Source organism: Haloferula rosea, assembly GCF_016595525.1.
In the GTDB taxonomy this organism is placed as follows: Bacteria; Verrucomicrobiota; Verrucomicrobiia; order Verrucomicrobiales; family Akkermansiaceae; genus Haloferula; species Haloferula rosea.
In genome coordinates, this window is the sequence record NZ_JAENII010000006.1 from 1 (window position 1) to 16,041 (window position 16,041).

The 16,041-nt window shown below is 61.4% G+C and carries 6 protein-coding genes; 1 reads left to right on the forward strand and 5 read right to left on the reverse strand.

Going from position 1 to position 16,041, the window contains the following annotated elements; translation table 11 throughout:
• The 5 genes from JIN81_RS09235 to JIN81_RS09255 all read right to left on the reverse strand — a co-directional run.
• Nucleotides 1-2,174 (reverse strand): fibronectin type III domain-containing protein (locus JIN81_RS09235; RefSeq protein WP_200278655.1); only part of this gene is annotated, 2,174 nt, incomplete at its 3' end.
• A gap of 728 nt (nt 2,175-2,902) precedes the next feature.
• Nucleotides 2,903-3,418 carry a hypothetical protein gene (locus tag JIN81_RS09240; RefSeq protein WP_200278656.1) on the reverse strand — a complete coding sequence of 172 codons (516 nt, stop codon included), beginning with the start codon at nt 3,416-3,418 and terminating at the stop codon, nt 2,903-2,905.
• Nucleotides 3,419-3,732: 314 nt separating this feature from the next.
• Nucleotides 3,733-4,848 (reverse strand): alanine racemase, encoded by a 1,116-nt coding sequence (gene alr, locus JIN81_RS09245; protein WP_234044638.1) that lies wholly within the window; start codon nt 4,846-4,848, stop codon nt 3,733-3,735.
• A 154-nt stretch (nt 4,849-5,002) separates the two neighbouring features.
• Nucleotides 5,003-5,497, reverse strand: coding sequence for an REP-associated tyrosine transposase (locus JIN81_RS09250; RefSeq protein ID WP_234044640.1), 495 nt, complete (start codon nt 5,495-5,497; stop codon nt 5,003-5,005).
• A 323-nt stretch (nt 5,498-5,820) separates the two neighbouring features.
• Nucleotides 5,821-8,034 (reverse strand): NADP-dependent isocitrate dehydrogenase, encoded by a 2,214-nt coding sequence (locus JIN81_RS09255; RefSeq protein WP_200278658.1) that lies wholly within the window; start codon nt 8,032-8,034, stop codon nt 5,821-5,823.
• A gap of 309 nt (nt 8,035-8,343) precedes the next feature.
• On the opposite strand from JIN81_RS09255, the gene JIN81_RS09260 reads away from it, so the two are divergent.
• Complete coding sequence (locus JIN81_RS09260; protein ID WP_200278659.1) at nt 8,344-16,041, forward strand: cadherin domain-containing protein; 7,698 nt, start codon at nt 8,344-8,346, stop codon at nt 16,039-16,041.

A 16,041-nucleotide genomic window follows, 5' to 3' on the forward strand; every position in this document is an offset into this window, starting at 1 on the left:
GGATCGGTCTCGGTGTGCCAGCCGGCGGCGAGCCAGTTCTGCTGGATGTCGGACTCGAAGTCCTCTTCGATCGGCAGGGTGGCCGGCGTGTCCTTTTCAGGATTCTCAGTTACTGAAAGGGCATCGATCTTCCAACCTGCTCCAAGGTTCCCGTCGCTGTTGGAGGACAACCTGAAGCGGAGTTTCACGTTGGTTGAGCCGACCCAGCGTGAGAGGTCGATGCGCTGCTGCTGCCACGCATCATGTCCTCCTTCGTAGGCGCCGTAGACGTGTACGCTTGGATAGTTGGGAGACTCGATCTCAATTCGAACCCAGTCACCCGTGCCGAGATCGAGGCGGTCCCAGAAGGTGAGGATGGGCCAGTCGGCGGCACTGAGATCCACGGAAGTTTCCATCCACGTATCCTGGCTGGCGGAGTAGGAGGAGTTGGGGGAGTCGGTGAGGCAGTGGGTGCCATCATGGGAATCCTCCGAGCTTGCTGCCCAAAGGTCGGTGCCACTACTGACGCCGGAAACCCAGTTGGCGAGTGGAGCCTCGAAGTCCTCGTTCCATGGTGCTGGATTGCTGAGAGTATGGATGGGAAGCTCGAACGCGGAGGGAGCCGAGTAGGTTTGGTAGCTGGTAACCGCGAAGATCCGGTAGAAGTAGTCGGTGTCCAGGGAGAGACCGGTGTCGACAAAGGTCATGGGTTCATCGGCAGCCACCTCTCCTGCGATGGTTGAGTGAAGACCGACCCCGGAGGTGGGGGAACGCATGACGAGGTACTTGACGACCTGAGGGTGAGGACTGGCGGTCCAGCTGACGCGCACCGAGGAGGATCCGATCTCGCTCGCGAGAGGGGGATTGATGGCATCAGGGGATTCCGCGATGGAGATCTCGTCGAGGTGCCAACCATCGGCGACACCGGTGGCGTCGGTGGTGAGCCGGAAGCGGACGAGAACCGAGGAGGCCTTGTAGGCATCGAGCGAGAGACCGACGGGTTGCCACCCGCTACCCGGGGAGTTGCCGGTGAAGCTGGCCAGCGTGTTCCATGAGACTCCGTCGTTGGTCGACACCTCGACCTGAGCGCTGTCGCCGCTGCCAAGAGCGAAACGATGGAGGAATGAGAGAGCGGGAGAATTGGTGCCGGTAAGGTCGAGGGGTGCGGACAGGGTCAGTGCCTGGCCGGCGATACCGCTGGAGTAGTCCCCACCGGGAGAGTCCGACCAGCTGTGGGTTGCGCTGGCGGCATCTTCTTCCGTCAGTGCCCATGGGGCATCCGCGATCCAGGTGGCCGGACCGCCTTCACCGGTATCGATGAACGGAAAGTCCATGCCGGGAAGGGTCAGGGCGCTGGCAAGGTTGCTGGGAGTGCGCAGACCGAGCGTGTTCTCGACAACCACGTAGTAGTGATAGTGGGTCTTCGGGCTGCAGGCGGGATCCGTCCATGCCACCTGGGCGGGATGGGTGATCCGGGTCAGCTCGGTGGCTTCCTGCCAAGGGGTACTGGCATTCAGGGCACGGATCACGATGTAGGCGGCGAAGTCGGGATCCGTGGAGGATGTCCAGTCGAGATCGACGTGATTCCGGCCGATCCCTGGGGCGGTGGGTGAGGAGAGGATGACTGGAGTGGGTGCCTCGGCGACCACCACATCGTCGATGGTCCAGCCGTCCAAGACCACGGATGCGTCGGTGAACAGTCGGAAGCGGAGGCGGACCGTGGCTTCACCGACATAGGGGGAGAGGTCGATCTGCTCCTTGTGCATGATGACCTCCGAGCCCGTGAAGCTGGTGAGCGTGGACCAGCTTGCTCCACCGTTCGTCGAAATTTCCACATAGCCGAAGTCGTAGCCCTGCTCAAGGGAGTGGGAGTGATGGAAGGTGAGGGTCGGACGGGTGGCACCGCTGAAGTCCATGTCGCCCGCCATGCTCGCCGAAGTGTCGGTACTGCTGAAGTAGTAGCTCCCGAATGAATCGGTCAGGGCATGGGCGGGTGAGGAATGGGTTCCGGTGTGGATGCCCCATGAGCCATCCATGGTCCAGGCACTGCCGCCGGATTCGAAGTCATCGGTGAATGGGTAGGGGGCGGCCTTGAGAGGTATGATGGCGACGAGGGAGGCGATGAGCAGATGCCACAGGAGGGTGGAGCGGAGGGGAGGGAGGGGGTGCTTCAGGGAATGGGAGGGAGCCTTCATGACATGGGGTGGGTTGAAGTGAGAGAGGGGCCGGACAGGTTCGGCACCGGCCCGGCAGGGGCGATGAGGAGGGAGCGGAGGATCGAGGCGTGATCCTGTTCTTCCGCTTGGGCCTTCGAGCACCTCCTGGCGTCTCGGAGGCCCTTGGCGGGGGGCGTGACGAGCCATGGAATGCGCTCGGCCACTGCTGCCCGCGAGCTGCGCGGCAGACACCTTTTCATCCTATATCTCCTTTACACCCACTTTGCCACGAGAGCTCACCCGCGCCTCCGCAGGACTCCGCATATTTTGCTATTCTGCTGCCTCACGCTTTCTCGTGGCAGCTCACGAGAGGATGGAGATCTCGGCGTTGTGACGTCCTCCTCGCCACGAAGTGTGGTGTGCGTTCCTTGCGATCCCTCTGGGCATCCACCGCCGCGACGGCGCTGGCTGGTCCATCATTTCCAGCTATGTTTCAGGGGGATGATCTCCGCCCGAGGCTCCGTGCTTCTCCAAACTCCGCCTTCATGGCCTCGTGCTCGGGCGATGACACTGGCGTGACAGGATGTCCGAAGGGTTCCCTGCCTTGGAAAAACAACGGGTCGCCATTCGCGATCCGAACGGGCCGAAAGGTACTCCGGAGGTGGCGTGACGAATTGGAACCGCTGATGCGGATCCGCATGCCGGGTGATCTTGGTGGTGACGGTTGGAACCTGCCACGTATCCGATTCGGATCTTCGCTCGTTCTCCTACAGCGAGTCCATGACGAGCGTTTCGTGAAGTGCTTCGCCGGCACCCACAAACTTGCTCTCCGGATCAGAATTGAGGTGGTGAATGTGTTCGTAGCGGATGGTGTGAACTTCGTCCTCAGACTTCCACCGGACTACGAGCAAGCGAAGTGAGTGCTTTGCGTCTGGTTCGGAGCTTCCTCTTACGTAGAGAAAACGTGCAACGCCCCACTCGACACGATCGCCGATCTGCCTCTTAACGACGAGATGATACTTGTCGTCAGCGCGTCTGAACTCAACGCGCCCGCTGTAGGCCTTGCCGGTCTTCGGATTCACGCCGTAGCACAAGAATCCATGGGTGATCAGATTGGGGAGTTCGCGGCATGCTTCCTGTTTATCCTTCGGGTACTCATCGAATTCCGGAATGTCGATGAAGAGAGGTTTCAACTCTTCGCTCTTTGGAGCCCAGGTGTCGGCCTCTTCCGTCCCACCAGCAGGACGATTCTCGGAATTGTCGGCAACTGTCAAAGAACCCATGGAGAGGATTGCGGTGGTGACCAAACCCCAGACAAAGGTACTGTGTCGGCGGTTGGAGGATGGATGCCTTGTTGATTGGGTGGATTCCATGATCCATTCCCATACGCGGTGTGGCTGTGTGGTCTTTAAGTTTTTTCGGCAGCGGCTTTCGGGCTCTGACCGGCGTTCGAAAAAGCAAGATGGATGGAACGTGCTTGGCTCGATTCAATTTCAAGCGGGCGAACTCGCAGGAACAGAACGTAGTCACAACGTAGCCAACCATCTCCGCTCTACCCGGCGTCTCACCCAACCGCTTAAAGGTGGACCGAACCTGGCTACTCAGTGTGATGGACCCGAACGACTCGTGGAGTGATTCCGGTGAGGATTTCCCAAGCGATGGTGCCGGCTTTCGCGGCGACTTCATCGACCCGAAGGTGGGGGCCGAAGACTTCGACTTCGTCGCCGACTTCGATGTCTGCATGGTCGGTGACGTCGATCATGATCTGGTCCATGGTCACACGGCCGAGGAGTGGGTGGCGGTGGCCCTTGATCCAGACCTCGGCGCCCTGGCCGGATAGGTGACGCGGGTAGCCGTCGCCGTAGCCGATGCCGATGGTGGCGACGCGGGTCGGCCGCTGGGTGATGAAGGTGCGGCCATAGGAGACTCCGTGACCTGCGGGGAGTTCGCGGATCAGGGTGACTCGTGATTTGAGGCTCATCACGTTCTTGAGCTTGTCCTGAAACTTGGGCAGGGGGGAGATGCCATAGAGCATCAAGCCGGGGCGGACGAGGTTGCAGGGGGAGCTTGGGTAGCCGAGCAGCCCGGCGCTGTTGGAAAGGTGGATCCATTTGAAGCGGTCGCGACCGCCGAGTGCCTGAGCGAGGTTGGTGAAGCGGGTGAATTGTTCACGGGTGAAGGTTTCGTCCTCATCGGCGGAGGGGAGGTGGGATCCGAGGCCTTCGATCTCGATTCCGTCGAGAGCTTCAAGCTGCGGCATCTGGTGAGGGAGGTCGTCGGCGACGAAGCCACCGCGACCCATGCCGGTATCTACGGCGAGGTGGACTTTCAGGCGTACGTTGGCGGCCTGGGCGAGCTGGTCGAAGTCGCGGGCTTCATCGAGGGAAGAAAGGCAGGGCGTCCATCCGCGTGCGACGATCTCGGCGCGTTCGTCGGCCCAGGTAGCTCCGAGCAGGTAGATGCGGGTGGTCACGCCGGCATCGGCGATGCGACGGGCTTCGCCGACATTGGCGACGCCGAAGAAGGCAACGTCGGCTTGGGCCAGGGTGCGGGCGACGGTTTCGAGTTCGTGGCCGTAGGCACCGGCCTTAACCACGGCCATGACGGCGCAGCTGGAGATTTCCCGTGCGACCTCGAGGTTATGTCGAAGGGCGGAGAGGTCGATCTCTGCCCATGCGCGGGGAGGAGATGGGGCGCCGATGGGGTGGTCCATACTGAGGTAGCGATGGTGAGGACTCGGCCCGCCTCCCGGCAATGGAAAACGCATGGAGCGCGCGAGTCCACTCGCGCATCGAGGGGCCTTGGAAGTTCGGCGCGACTGGAGTCACGCGCTCCGGCCTAGCGGCCAGTCCTTAAACTGCTCCGGCCTAGTGGCCAGTCCATGCGCTGCTCCAGCGCCAGTGTTCGGGAGCTTTGCATAGCCCGGCTTTGACGGGGTTCATGCGAATGTAGCGTGTCGCGCGGACTAGATGTTCTTCGTCACGGATCAGGCGGTCGAAGTAGTCAGGTTCCCAGAGGCGGCCTTGTTTGCCGATATGTTGGTTGATTCGTCTCGCAGTGAAGTTCTTCCTGGAACGCACGATTTGTTCCGTCGAATGGTTCTCATGGACTCGAATGAGGGCGTGAACGTGGTTAGGCATGATGCACCATTCGAGGAGCTTGTAGCGTTCTTGGTCTGAGTGTTTCAGTGCAGTTTGGACGATTTCGGCGTTGAATGAATCCCGTAACCAGCACGCGCCTTCGCCTGCATCTTCGTATTCGCTGATGCGCTTTCGTATCTGCGCATGGGCTTGCTCATCGTCGATCTTGGAGAGTTCGTCCTTCCAGCGGGCGATGACCTTTCTCGGCACTGAGTCCGCCAAGCGGAAGGTGATCCCTTGGGCTCGATTGGGGATGTCGAGGTGAGGGAGATAGCCTCGCCGATGCCAACCCTTGGATGGGGAATCTGGTTCGATCCCGTTGATCTAGCAGATCGGAGCGCGCGAGTCCACTCGCGCATCGAGGCACCTTGGAAGTTCGGCGCGACTGGAGTCGCGCGCTCCGAAGATCCTGACGGCGCTTAGTTGCTGGCTCTTCGGTCCCTGCCCCTTGGTTGGAGTGGGTTGGTGGGTTCGACGCGCGACTGGAGTCGCGCGCTCCAATAAAAAGCCCGCGTCGCAAAGACGCGGGCTTGGAAGGAAACTTCTTACCCGATGATCTCGTTCAGGGTCGCGCTCGGGCGCATGGCCTTGAAGGCGAGTTCTTCATTCGGCTGGTAGTAGCCGCCGACGTCGGCGGGCTTCCCTTGCACGGCGATGAGCTCGGCGACGATCTTCTCTTCGTTGGCGCCGAGTGCTTCGGCGATGGGGGTGAACTCGGCCTTGAGGTCGGCATCGTCGTCCTGGGCGGCGAGGGCCTGGGCCCAGTAGAGGGTCAGATAGAAGTGTGAACCGCGGTTGTCGATGCCACCCACGCGGCGGGTCGGTGACTTGTTCTCGAGGAGGAACTTGCCGGTGGCTTCGTCGAGCGTGGTGGCGAGCACCTTGGCTTTCGGTTTGTCGAGGGCCTCGGAGAGGTGTTCGAGCGAGACGGCGAGGGCGAGGAATTCGCCGAGGGAGTCCCAGCGCAGGTAGTCTTCGGCTTCGAACTGCTGGACGTGCTTGGGAGCGGATCCGCCGGCACCGGTTTCGAACAGGCCGCCGCCCTTCATGAGGGGCACGATGGAGAGCATCTTGGCGGAGGTGCCGAGCTCGAGGATGGGGAAGAGGTCGGTGAGGTAGTCGCGCAGGACGTTGCCGGTCACGGAGATGGTTTCCTTGCCATCCTTCAGGCGCTGAAGCGTGAACTTGGTGGCTTCGACGGGCGACATGATGGGAAGCTCGAGGCCCTCGGTGTCGTGGTCGGGCAGGTAGGCCTGGACTTTCTTGATGAGCTCGGCGTCGTGGGCCCGGGTCTCATCGAGCCAGAACACGGCGGGGGCACCGGTGGCGCGAGCACGGGAAACGGCGAGCTTCACCCAGTCGCGGACGGACTCGTCCTTGGTTTGGCAAGCGCGCCAGATGTCGCCTTCCTCGACGCTGTGCTCAAGCAGGGTGGTGCCGGCGGTGTCGACGACGCGGATGCTACCATCGGCAGGGGCTTCGAAGGTCTTGTCGTGGGAGCCGTATTCCTCGGCTTTCTTGGCCATGAGGCCGACGTTCGGCACGGTGCCCATGGTGGTGGGGTCGAAGGCGCCGTGTTCCTTGCAGAACTCGATGGTGGCATCGTAGACGCCGGCGTAGGAGCTGTCGGGGATGACGGCGAGGGCGTCCTGCTGTTGGCCATCGGCATTCCACATCTGGCCGGAGGTCCGGATCATGGCGGGCATGGAGGCATCGATGATGATGTCGCTCGGCACGTGGAGTCCGGTGATGCCCTTGTCGGAGTTGACCATGGCGAGGTCGGGGCCGGCTTGGTAGGCGGCCTTGATGTCGGCTTCGATCGCCGAGCGTTGGTCTTCCGGCAGGTCGGCGATCTTTGCGACGAGGTCGCCGAAGCCGTTGTTCAGGTCGATGCCGAGTGGGGCGAGGGTGTCGGCGTGCTTCTCGAGCAGGTCCTTGAAGAAGACGCGCACGCAGTGACCGAAGATGATGGGGTCGGAGACCTTCATCATGGTGGCCTTCATGTGCAGGGAGAAGAGGATGCCGTCGTTCTTGGCGGCGGCGATCTGTGCTTCGAGGAACTTGAGGAGGGCCTTCTTGCTGAGGCGTGTGGCGTCGAGCACCTCGCCGGCGAGCAGCGGGGTGGACTCCTTGAGGACGGTTACCGTTCCGTCGGTGGCGACGTGTTCGATGCGCACGGTGGTCGGCTCGCTGAGGGTCACCGACTTCTCGCTGGAGCGGAAATCATCGGCGCCCATGGTGGCGACGCGGGTCTTGGAATCCGCGGACCACGCCCCCATGGAGTGCGGGTTGGCCTTGGCGTATTCCTTCACGGCCTTGGGGGCGCGGCGATCCGAGTTGCCTTCGCGGAGGACGGGATTCACGGCACTGCCCTTGACCTTGTCGTAGCGCTCCTTGATCGCCTTGTCGGCGTCGGTCTGTGGGTCTTCCGGGTAGTTTGGAAGCGCGTAGCCCTTGGTCTGGAGTTCTTCGATGCAGGCCTTCAGCTGAGGGATGGAGGCGCTGATGTTGGGGAGTTTGATGATGTTTGCCGCCGGGTCCTGGGTGAGGTCGCCAAGGAAGGCGAGGGCATCGTCGATGCGCTGTTCTGCGGTCAGGACTTCGGGGAACGAGGAGATGATGCGTCCGGCGAGCGAGATGTCGCTGAGTTCGACCTGGATGCCGGAGGAAGCCGTGAATTTCCGGATCACGGGAAGCAGCGAGTAGGTCGCGAGGGCGGGGGCTTCGTCGGTCTTGGTGTAGTAAATGGTCGGTTCCATGGTCTTCCGGGCTGTTGCCGTGCGCGCGTGGCTTTAGGGAATGCGCTGCCGTGGGTCAAAGCAATTGCTGGGCCGGGAAGCTGGGGAATCGACGTGAAAGCGTGATGCCGAACGAAGGCTCTCTCGATGCGAGGTGATTGAGATTGTAGCGATTCGTTAGAGATGGCCTGCGGATCGGTAAAAAACGGGGCGTTTTGAAGCCGAGGCTTGCCAAATGATGGGATGATACTGCAAGGATGGTGGCTTAATAGTCACGAAAACCCATAAAACATGACAAATATGAAAACCTGTTCGTCTTTCGTCCCTATCTTGTCCGTACTGGGCGGGTTGGGAGTATTGTCGGCTGATGCGGCGGTGCCCGTTGCTCAGGCTGATCGGTTGCTCGTCGAGCAGGGTGGCAGCGTGACCACGGATTACCTCCTTGCGAACGATTCCGATGCGGATGGCGATCCGCTGTCGATCACCTCGACCAGCACACCAGCCAACGGGGTGGTGACGGCCAACGGCGGGGGATCGTTCACCTACACGCCGAATGCCGGGTTCACGGGTGATGACAGTTTCACCTACGATGTGAGCGATGGCAGCAACACGGTGACGGGAACCGTGGCGGTGTCGGTGAATGCTTCGATCAACCCGACGTCGACGCGGGATGCCCTGCTTGCCGGGGTGGCGACGATCGCGGATCCGACCCAACCGGGTCACATGACGGCTTGGGGCCCGACGGCGGTGATCGTCTCGAACTACTCCGGGAATGACGAGAGACGGCCGATGATCGTGGCGGGGACAATGGGTGCGGGACGTGTGGTGGCCATGGGCGACCACCAGTGGCTGAACATGGACAACTACGGTGCCACGGAGGACACTGGCAGCTACTACCTGAACACGATGACCTGGCTTGCCGGGACGACCGACAAGACGATCAAGGTGGTCACTTTCAATGTCAGCGCCTCCACCTTTCTCGCCAACAACGGCTTCACCAATGTGGTGGTGGCCAGTAGTGGCAATGTGGTGTCCGAACTCGCCACCGCCGATGTCTGCGTGACATGGATGGGTAACAATGCGTCGCAGGCGATTCAGGATGCAGTCGGGGATTTCACCAAGGCGGGTGGGGGATTGTTCCTGTGCGACTACGGAGTTGGATACAGCTGGTGGTGGGGTAAGCACACCCCGGACATCCCCGGCAACCGCGTGCTGCGGGATGTCGGCATCGGCTTCGTGAAGAATTGGCCGAGTGGTGGTCTCCAATCGATCAACCGTGCCACTCGTGAAATCACCGATGATGACGTGGTGGCCGTGCTGGAGAGCCCGGCGAGCTATTCCAGTGGTGACAAGGACCGGGCGGCAGGCATTTTTGACAGCCTCAATGAGGTCCTCGCCGATGACGACACGCTTCAGGCGCGGCTCGATGAAGTCTTCTGGTCGAAGATCGCGACCCTCGTTCCCACTCCCACGACGCCGGTTAGCGATTCGCTCGAGAAGGCGCTGCTGAATCGGGAAGGCCAGCTCCTTCAAAGCCAGCCTGTGGCCGACATGGTCGCCCACCGCGCGGCCCTTCCCGTGAGTCCGAGTGCTCCACGGGTCAATACCTCGGTGACGCTCGATCCCACCGAGGTCGGGCACGCCTACCGCCTGATCGACACCGGGCTCTACGCGGCGCCCGGGGAGCCGGTCGACATCACCGTGCCGGCCGCGCTCGCGGGCATCGGGATGCAGGTGCGCATCGGTCACCTGAGGACCGACACGGGGGACTCGAACTACTACACGATGCCCTACCAGCAATTGACCTTCGAGGTCGACAGCACGACGGTCGAGGTCGGGAGCCCGCATGGCGGACTGCTCATGTTCGTGGCCCCTTCGGGCGTAGAATGGGCGACCAGTCACAGTGTCCAGGTCGATGGTGCCGTGGAAGCTCCGTATTTCGTCCTCGGCGAGCACAGCAATGCCGACTGGACCAATGGCATCCGCGACCGGGGAACCCCTTTCGGGGTGCTGCGTTGTGATTCCACGGTGCTTGTCATCGAGTCGGAGCAGTATCTCCGGACTCTCGCCGATCCGGTGGAGGTGATGTCGGTTTACAATCCGCTGATCGCGACGATTGCGGACTTCTATGACTACGACACGGGCCGTGAACTGCGGATTCATCACGACTACCAACCTGCCGGCGGGGTTTCGGCCTTCCCGCTGTCCTACGGTGTGGGTAGTAATATCACGGACTCCCATCGTCTGGTGATTTCGGGCGAGCCGCTGACCATGCACGAGCACGGTCACCACGCCGACAACGGGAAGATCATCTTCTATGAATTCGGCGAGACCTCGCCGAACCTCGGCGGGAAATACGCCCAGCAGGTGCTTTCGAAGTATGCCTGGAAGCAGGAGATTGCGGTGGGCCGGATCAACAACTACCTGCGTCTGGAGACCGACAACCTGTGGCAGCATTTCAACCACTATGCAGTCGACGTGAAGGGCACGCCCTTCGACATCATCGCGGGGGAATTCGGATGGGAATCGCTGAAGAACATCGTGCATGCGATTGGCAATCTTCCCTCGGCCGATGCGGACACCGATCAGGAGAAGCTCGACCAATGGCTGATCCAGACGGGCAACGAAGTGGGCTATGACGTCAGTCCCTTCCTCGAGTTGTGGCAGCTCAGCTTCTCCGCCAGCGCCAAGGCTGCTGTGGATGCGCTACCTGAGTGGAACTACATCGAGATCGTCGGTGAGGATCTGGTGCTCGAGCAGGACAGCCCGATTACCTTTGGTGATCCGACCGGAAATGATTTCAGCTATGATGGCACGCTCACTCTGACCGGCTGGGGTTCGCCCGCCAATGGTTCCCTGGTGGACAACGGAGATGGCACCCGGACCTACACGCCGAATGTCGGGTTCACGGGCAGCGACACCATCACCTACACGGTCGCCAACGGGACCGGCAACAGTTTCACCGGAGTGATCAAGGTCACGGTCACCAGCCCGGCGAACTACCCGGATCTGGAGACGGGCAAGACATACGCGGGGACCACATCGTGGACGACGGTCACGCTCGACAGCAGCTACACGTCGATGGTCGTGGTCGCCCAACCGGTGTTGACGGCGGGTTCACCTCCGGTGGTGACCCGGATCCGCAACGCCGCTGGCAACAGCTTCGAGGTGATGCTTCAGCGGGCGGATGGCCAAAGTGGTGCCATCGAGGGCGTCCCCGTCCAGTATTTGGCGGTGGAGGAGGGAGTTTACGACGAGGCGACCCATGGCATAAAAATGGAGGCGGTGAAGGTGAATTCCACCGTCACCGACACGGCGGGCAACTTCGTCGGTCAGGCGGCCGTGCTCGGGCATGACGACGTGGACCACTACTTCATCCCGGTGATGTTCGGTCAGGTGATGACCTACAACGACAGCAACTGGTCGACCTTCTGGGCGAGCGGCGGAGCAACTGGCTATGCGGTGGGCAAGCACGTCGGAGAGGACCCGGTGACCACCCGCGCGAACGAAACCCTCGGCTATGTGATCATGGAAGCGGGGTCGATGCAGATTGGCGGCACCCGTTTCCAGGCCGGCGGTCTGGGATATGATGCCTATGCCGGGTTCAATCATGTCAGCAGTGGCGGAACCAGCCATGACTTCATCCGCATGCCGCAACTGGCAGGAGCCATCGTGCAGGCCCAGGGCACCGAGGGATCGGAAAATGGTTATTGGACCGTGCTGCAACCCACGGCGGGCGGCAACATGGTGTCGGCGCGTCTGGTCGAAGATCAGATCGGTGATGCCGAGCAGAGTCATGGCAACATGGGTGGTTCCTACCTGCTGTTCGCTGACTTCGGTGACGGCCTGACGGCGATCGATGACGCGGCGGTGGTCGTGCAGGATGCGCCGACCCTGCTGGATGTGTTGGCCAATGATTTTTCGACCTTCCCCGGGGTGCTGTCCGTGACGGGATTCACCCAGCCGGCGAATGGCACGGTGACGGCGAATGCCGATGGCACGTTGACCTACACGCCGAATGCCACATTCACCGGAAGAGACCTCTTTTTCTACGATCTGAGCGCCAACGGCGGCACGGTGACGGGTTCCGTGCAGGTCGATGTGAGGCCGTCGAAGTCGGTATCCGACGGGGTGTTGATGGAAACCTGGACGGGGATCTCCGGCGGCTCGGTCGGCAACCTCACCGGGGATGCTGATTTCCCGGACAACCCGGATGCGTCGGAAGTGCGTTCACTTTTCGAAGCTCCCACCAACCGCGCCGACAGTTTCGGCACGCGGATGACGGCGCATCTGATCGCTCCGGCGACCGGTGACTACACCTTCTGGGTGGCATCGGACGATGACAGCCAGTTGTTCCTCAGCACGGACCGCAGTGAGTCGAAAAAGAGCCAGATCGCTTCGGTCTCCGGTTGGACCGGTTCGAGGCAGTGGGACAAGTTCTCGAGCCAGCAGTCGGCGGTCATTCCGCTTGTTGCCGGTCAGGCCTATTACATCGAAGTGCTCCACAAAGAGGGCGGCGGTGGCGACAACCTTGCGGTGGGCTGGCAGGGTCCCGGCATCACCCAGGCGGTGATCGACGGCGCGTATCTGAAGACGGTCGGGCTCAATGCTCCGGTCGTGGCTTCCTCGATTCAGGATGTGGTGGTTGATGAGGGCTCTCCGGACACCGTCATCGAAGTGTCTTCCGTCTTCACCGATGCCGATCCGGCGGATCCGCTGAGTCTGGCGGTTCACGCGAATTCGAATCCGTCTCTGGTTACGACAAATCTCGTAGGAGGCCAGCTGACGATTTCTTATGCGCCCGGTGGATTTGGCTCCGCCGATATCTCGGTGCGTGCCGTTGATGGGTACGGTTCGATGGCCATTGAAACCTTCTCCGTGACGGTCAATCCCCTGAATGCCGACCCGGTGGCGGATCATGCGACCTTTGCGATCGACGAGAACAGCCCGTCATCGACTCCGGTGGGCACGGTGACGGCCTCTGATCCGGATGTGGGTGATTCCCTGACTTATGCGATCACCGGTGGAAACACGGGCGGGGCCTTCGCCATCGATTCCGCCAGTGGTGCGATCACGGTGGCCGGGTCGATCGATCATGAAACGACCACGCAGTATGTGCTGACCGTCACGGTGACGGATGACGGCACCCCGCAAGGCAGCGACACCGCGATCATCACCGTGAATGTGAATGATGTCGTGGGAGATGACTCCGACGCGGACGGCCTCGACGATGCCTGGGAGTTGGCGAACTTCGGGGGGACGTCGGGTCAGGATGGTGCGGGAGACCCAGATGCTGACGGCTTCCCCAATGGGTTGGAGCAGGCGCTTGGCAAGGATCCCGACGACGTCAACGACGCTCCTGATCCCATCTATGCGGGACTTCACTCATGGTGGCGTTTCAACGAATCCTCCGGCACGAATGCCGTGGATGATTCGGGCAACAACCATCCGGGTGTGGTCAGTGGCGCTCAGTTCGCCTCCGGAAAGGATGGCAATGCGCTTGATTTCGACGGAGTCGACGACGGCGTGCTGATGGGCAGTGCCGCGGCGCTGACCGGGACGGGCGACTTCTCACTCAGTGCCTGGGTGAAGGTGGCGCCGGGTTCGCCGGCCGGTGCGATCATCCACCAGCGTGAGCCGGGTGGATCGGGATTCCAGGGTGAGTATGTGCTCAATCTGAATGCTGACGGAACGATCAGCTTCTTCGTCTACAACAGTGGGTTCCAGTTCGACATCAAGAGCACCGCGACGGTGAACGATGGAGGCTGGCACCACGTGGTGGCGAAGCGTGTGGGAGACGACGGCACGATCTACATCGATGGTTCGTCCGATGCCACGGGGACGGGGCCGGTCAAGGCGTTGCTCTCCCGTGCGGTGTCGGTCGGGTATGACAATCGCGACAGCAACAAGTATTTCCCGGGATCCATCGATGATGTCCGGGTGTACTCGCGCGAGCTGTCGGACGCCGAGGTGCTGTCGATGAACAATGCGGCTCCCGTTGCCGATGACGGAACCTTCGCGATCGGTGAAGATGCCGTGGTGGGCGCGACCGTCGGACAGGTCAGTGCTTCTGATCCGGATGCGGGAGATTCCCTCAGCTATGCGATCACGGGTGGAAACACCGAAGGTGCCTTCTCGATCGATTCGAACGGCAATATCCTGACCGCTGCCACCCTCGACCATGAAGCGCTCGACCAGTATGTGCTCACGGTGGAGGTCAGCGATGATGGCACGCCCGTGCTCACGGATTCGGCGACCCTGACCATCGATGTATCGGATGTGAATGAGGCGCCGACCGTCTCCGACGATGTCTTTGCCATCGATGAGAATGCAAGCGGGGGAAGCTCGGTGGGTGCCGTGAGTGCCACCGATCCCGACGCGGGGGATGTGCTGGGTTATGCGATCACCGGTGGCAACAGCGGCAATGCCTTCGCCGTCGATGGAAACGGGCTGATCACGACGACGGCTTCGCTCGATCACGAAAACATCAGCCAGTATGTGCTGACCGTGACGGTGACGGACAGCGGCCTGCTCGCGGACATCGCCATGGTGTCGGTCACGGTCAACGATCTGAATGAATCGCCAACGGTGGCTGACGCGGGGTTCTCGGTCGATGAGAACAGCAATGCAGGCACCGTGGTGGGTGCGGTGAGTGCCAGTGACCCGGACGACGGGGATGCGCTATCCTATGCAATCACCGCAGGAAACACCGGAGGTGCCTTCACCATCGACGGGAGCGGCGTGCTGACGGTGGCTGGAAGCCTGGATTACGAAACCCTTGGTAGCTACTCGCTGACGGTGGAGGTGGTCGACGGCGGTCTTCTCACCGACACGGCGGCGGTGACGGTGGGAATCAACGACCTGATGGAAGTCACACCGCCTGCGGTGGCAAGTGGCGGCGCATCGAACGTCGACACCTCCAGTGTCGATCTCGCCTTCAATGTCACTGATACGGGTGGCGAGAATCCGGTGGTCACCTTGTTCCATGGGACGTCCGATGGTGGAAACTCAGCCGGTTCATGGGCATCGAGTGTTTCGCTTGGAGCCCAAGCTCAGGGTGCCGGCTCGACCTCACTGGGGAGTCTGGACGCAGGAACCCAGTATTACTTCACCTTCCGGGCGGTGAATTCCGCCGGTGAGGCGTGGACGAGCAGTGGAAGTTTCACCACCGATCCGGATGATTCACCGAAGTTGGTCCGCACGACCGTGAGTGGTGTGAGCAGCAGTGCGTGGACGACGGTGGCTCTGGGTCAGAACTACAACTCGCCGGTGATCATCGCGACGCCGATCTATCCGAATACCTCGCTGCCTCCGGTGGTGACACGGATCCGCAACATCACGGCCGGTGGGTTTGACATCAAGCTCGACCGGGCGGATGGCCAGACTGCGGCCACCAGTCTGGATGTGTCCGTGGTCGTCGTGGAGGAAGGGGTCTACACCGTGGCGGAACACGGGGTGAAGATGGAGGCCGTGACCTACAACTCGACGGTGACTGCCGAGAACAACAACTGGGCGGTCGAATCGCGGAGCTATCAGAATGCCTATACCAACCCGGTGGTGGTCGGTCAGGTCATGAGTGCCAACGATGCGGGTTGGTCGGTGTTCTGGTCACAGGGGGCGACGCGCCAGTCGCCGGCGAACAGCTCGAACCTGAATGTCGGCAAGCATGTCGGTGAGGATCCGGACGCGACCCGTGTGGCTGAAACGATCGGCTATCTCGTGATCGAATCCGGAACGGGAACGATCGATGGTGTGGCCTACGAAGCCGCCCTGGGTGCGGATACCGTCCGGGGATTCGGGAACTCATCCTCACCCTATACCTACAGCCTGAGCGGTGGACTTGGTAGTGCGAGTGCCGCGGCTCTGAGTATTTCGGGCATGGATGGAGGTAATGGTGCCTGGGCGGTCCTTTCCGGAGCCTCGCCGATCACGCCATCCACTCTCGGGCTGCATGCTCTGGAGGATCAGATGAATGACTCCGAGACAAAGCATACGACCACTCAAGTCGGTTACCTTGTCTTCGAGTGA

What these genes read in the sequence shown, in the direction of transcription:
- JIN81_RS09255 (WP_200278658.1), bottom strand. Translation starts at nt 8,034, where the DNA reads ATGGAACCGACCATTTACTACACCAAGACCGACGAAGCCCCCGCCCTC.
- alr (WP_234044638.1), bottom strand. Translation starts at nt 4,848, where the DNA reads ATGGACCACCCCATCGGCGCCCCATCTCCTCCCCGCGCATGGGCAGAG.
- JIN81_RS09240 (WP_200278656.1), bottom strand. Translation starts at nt 3,418, where the DNA reads ATGGGTTCTTTGACAGTTGCCGACAATTCCGAGAATCGTCCTGCTGGT.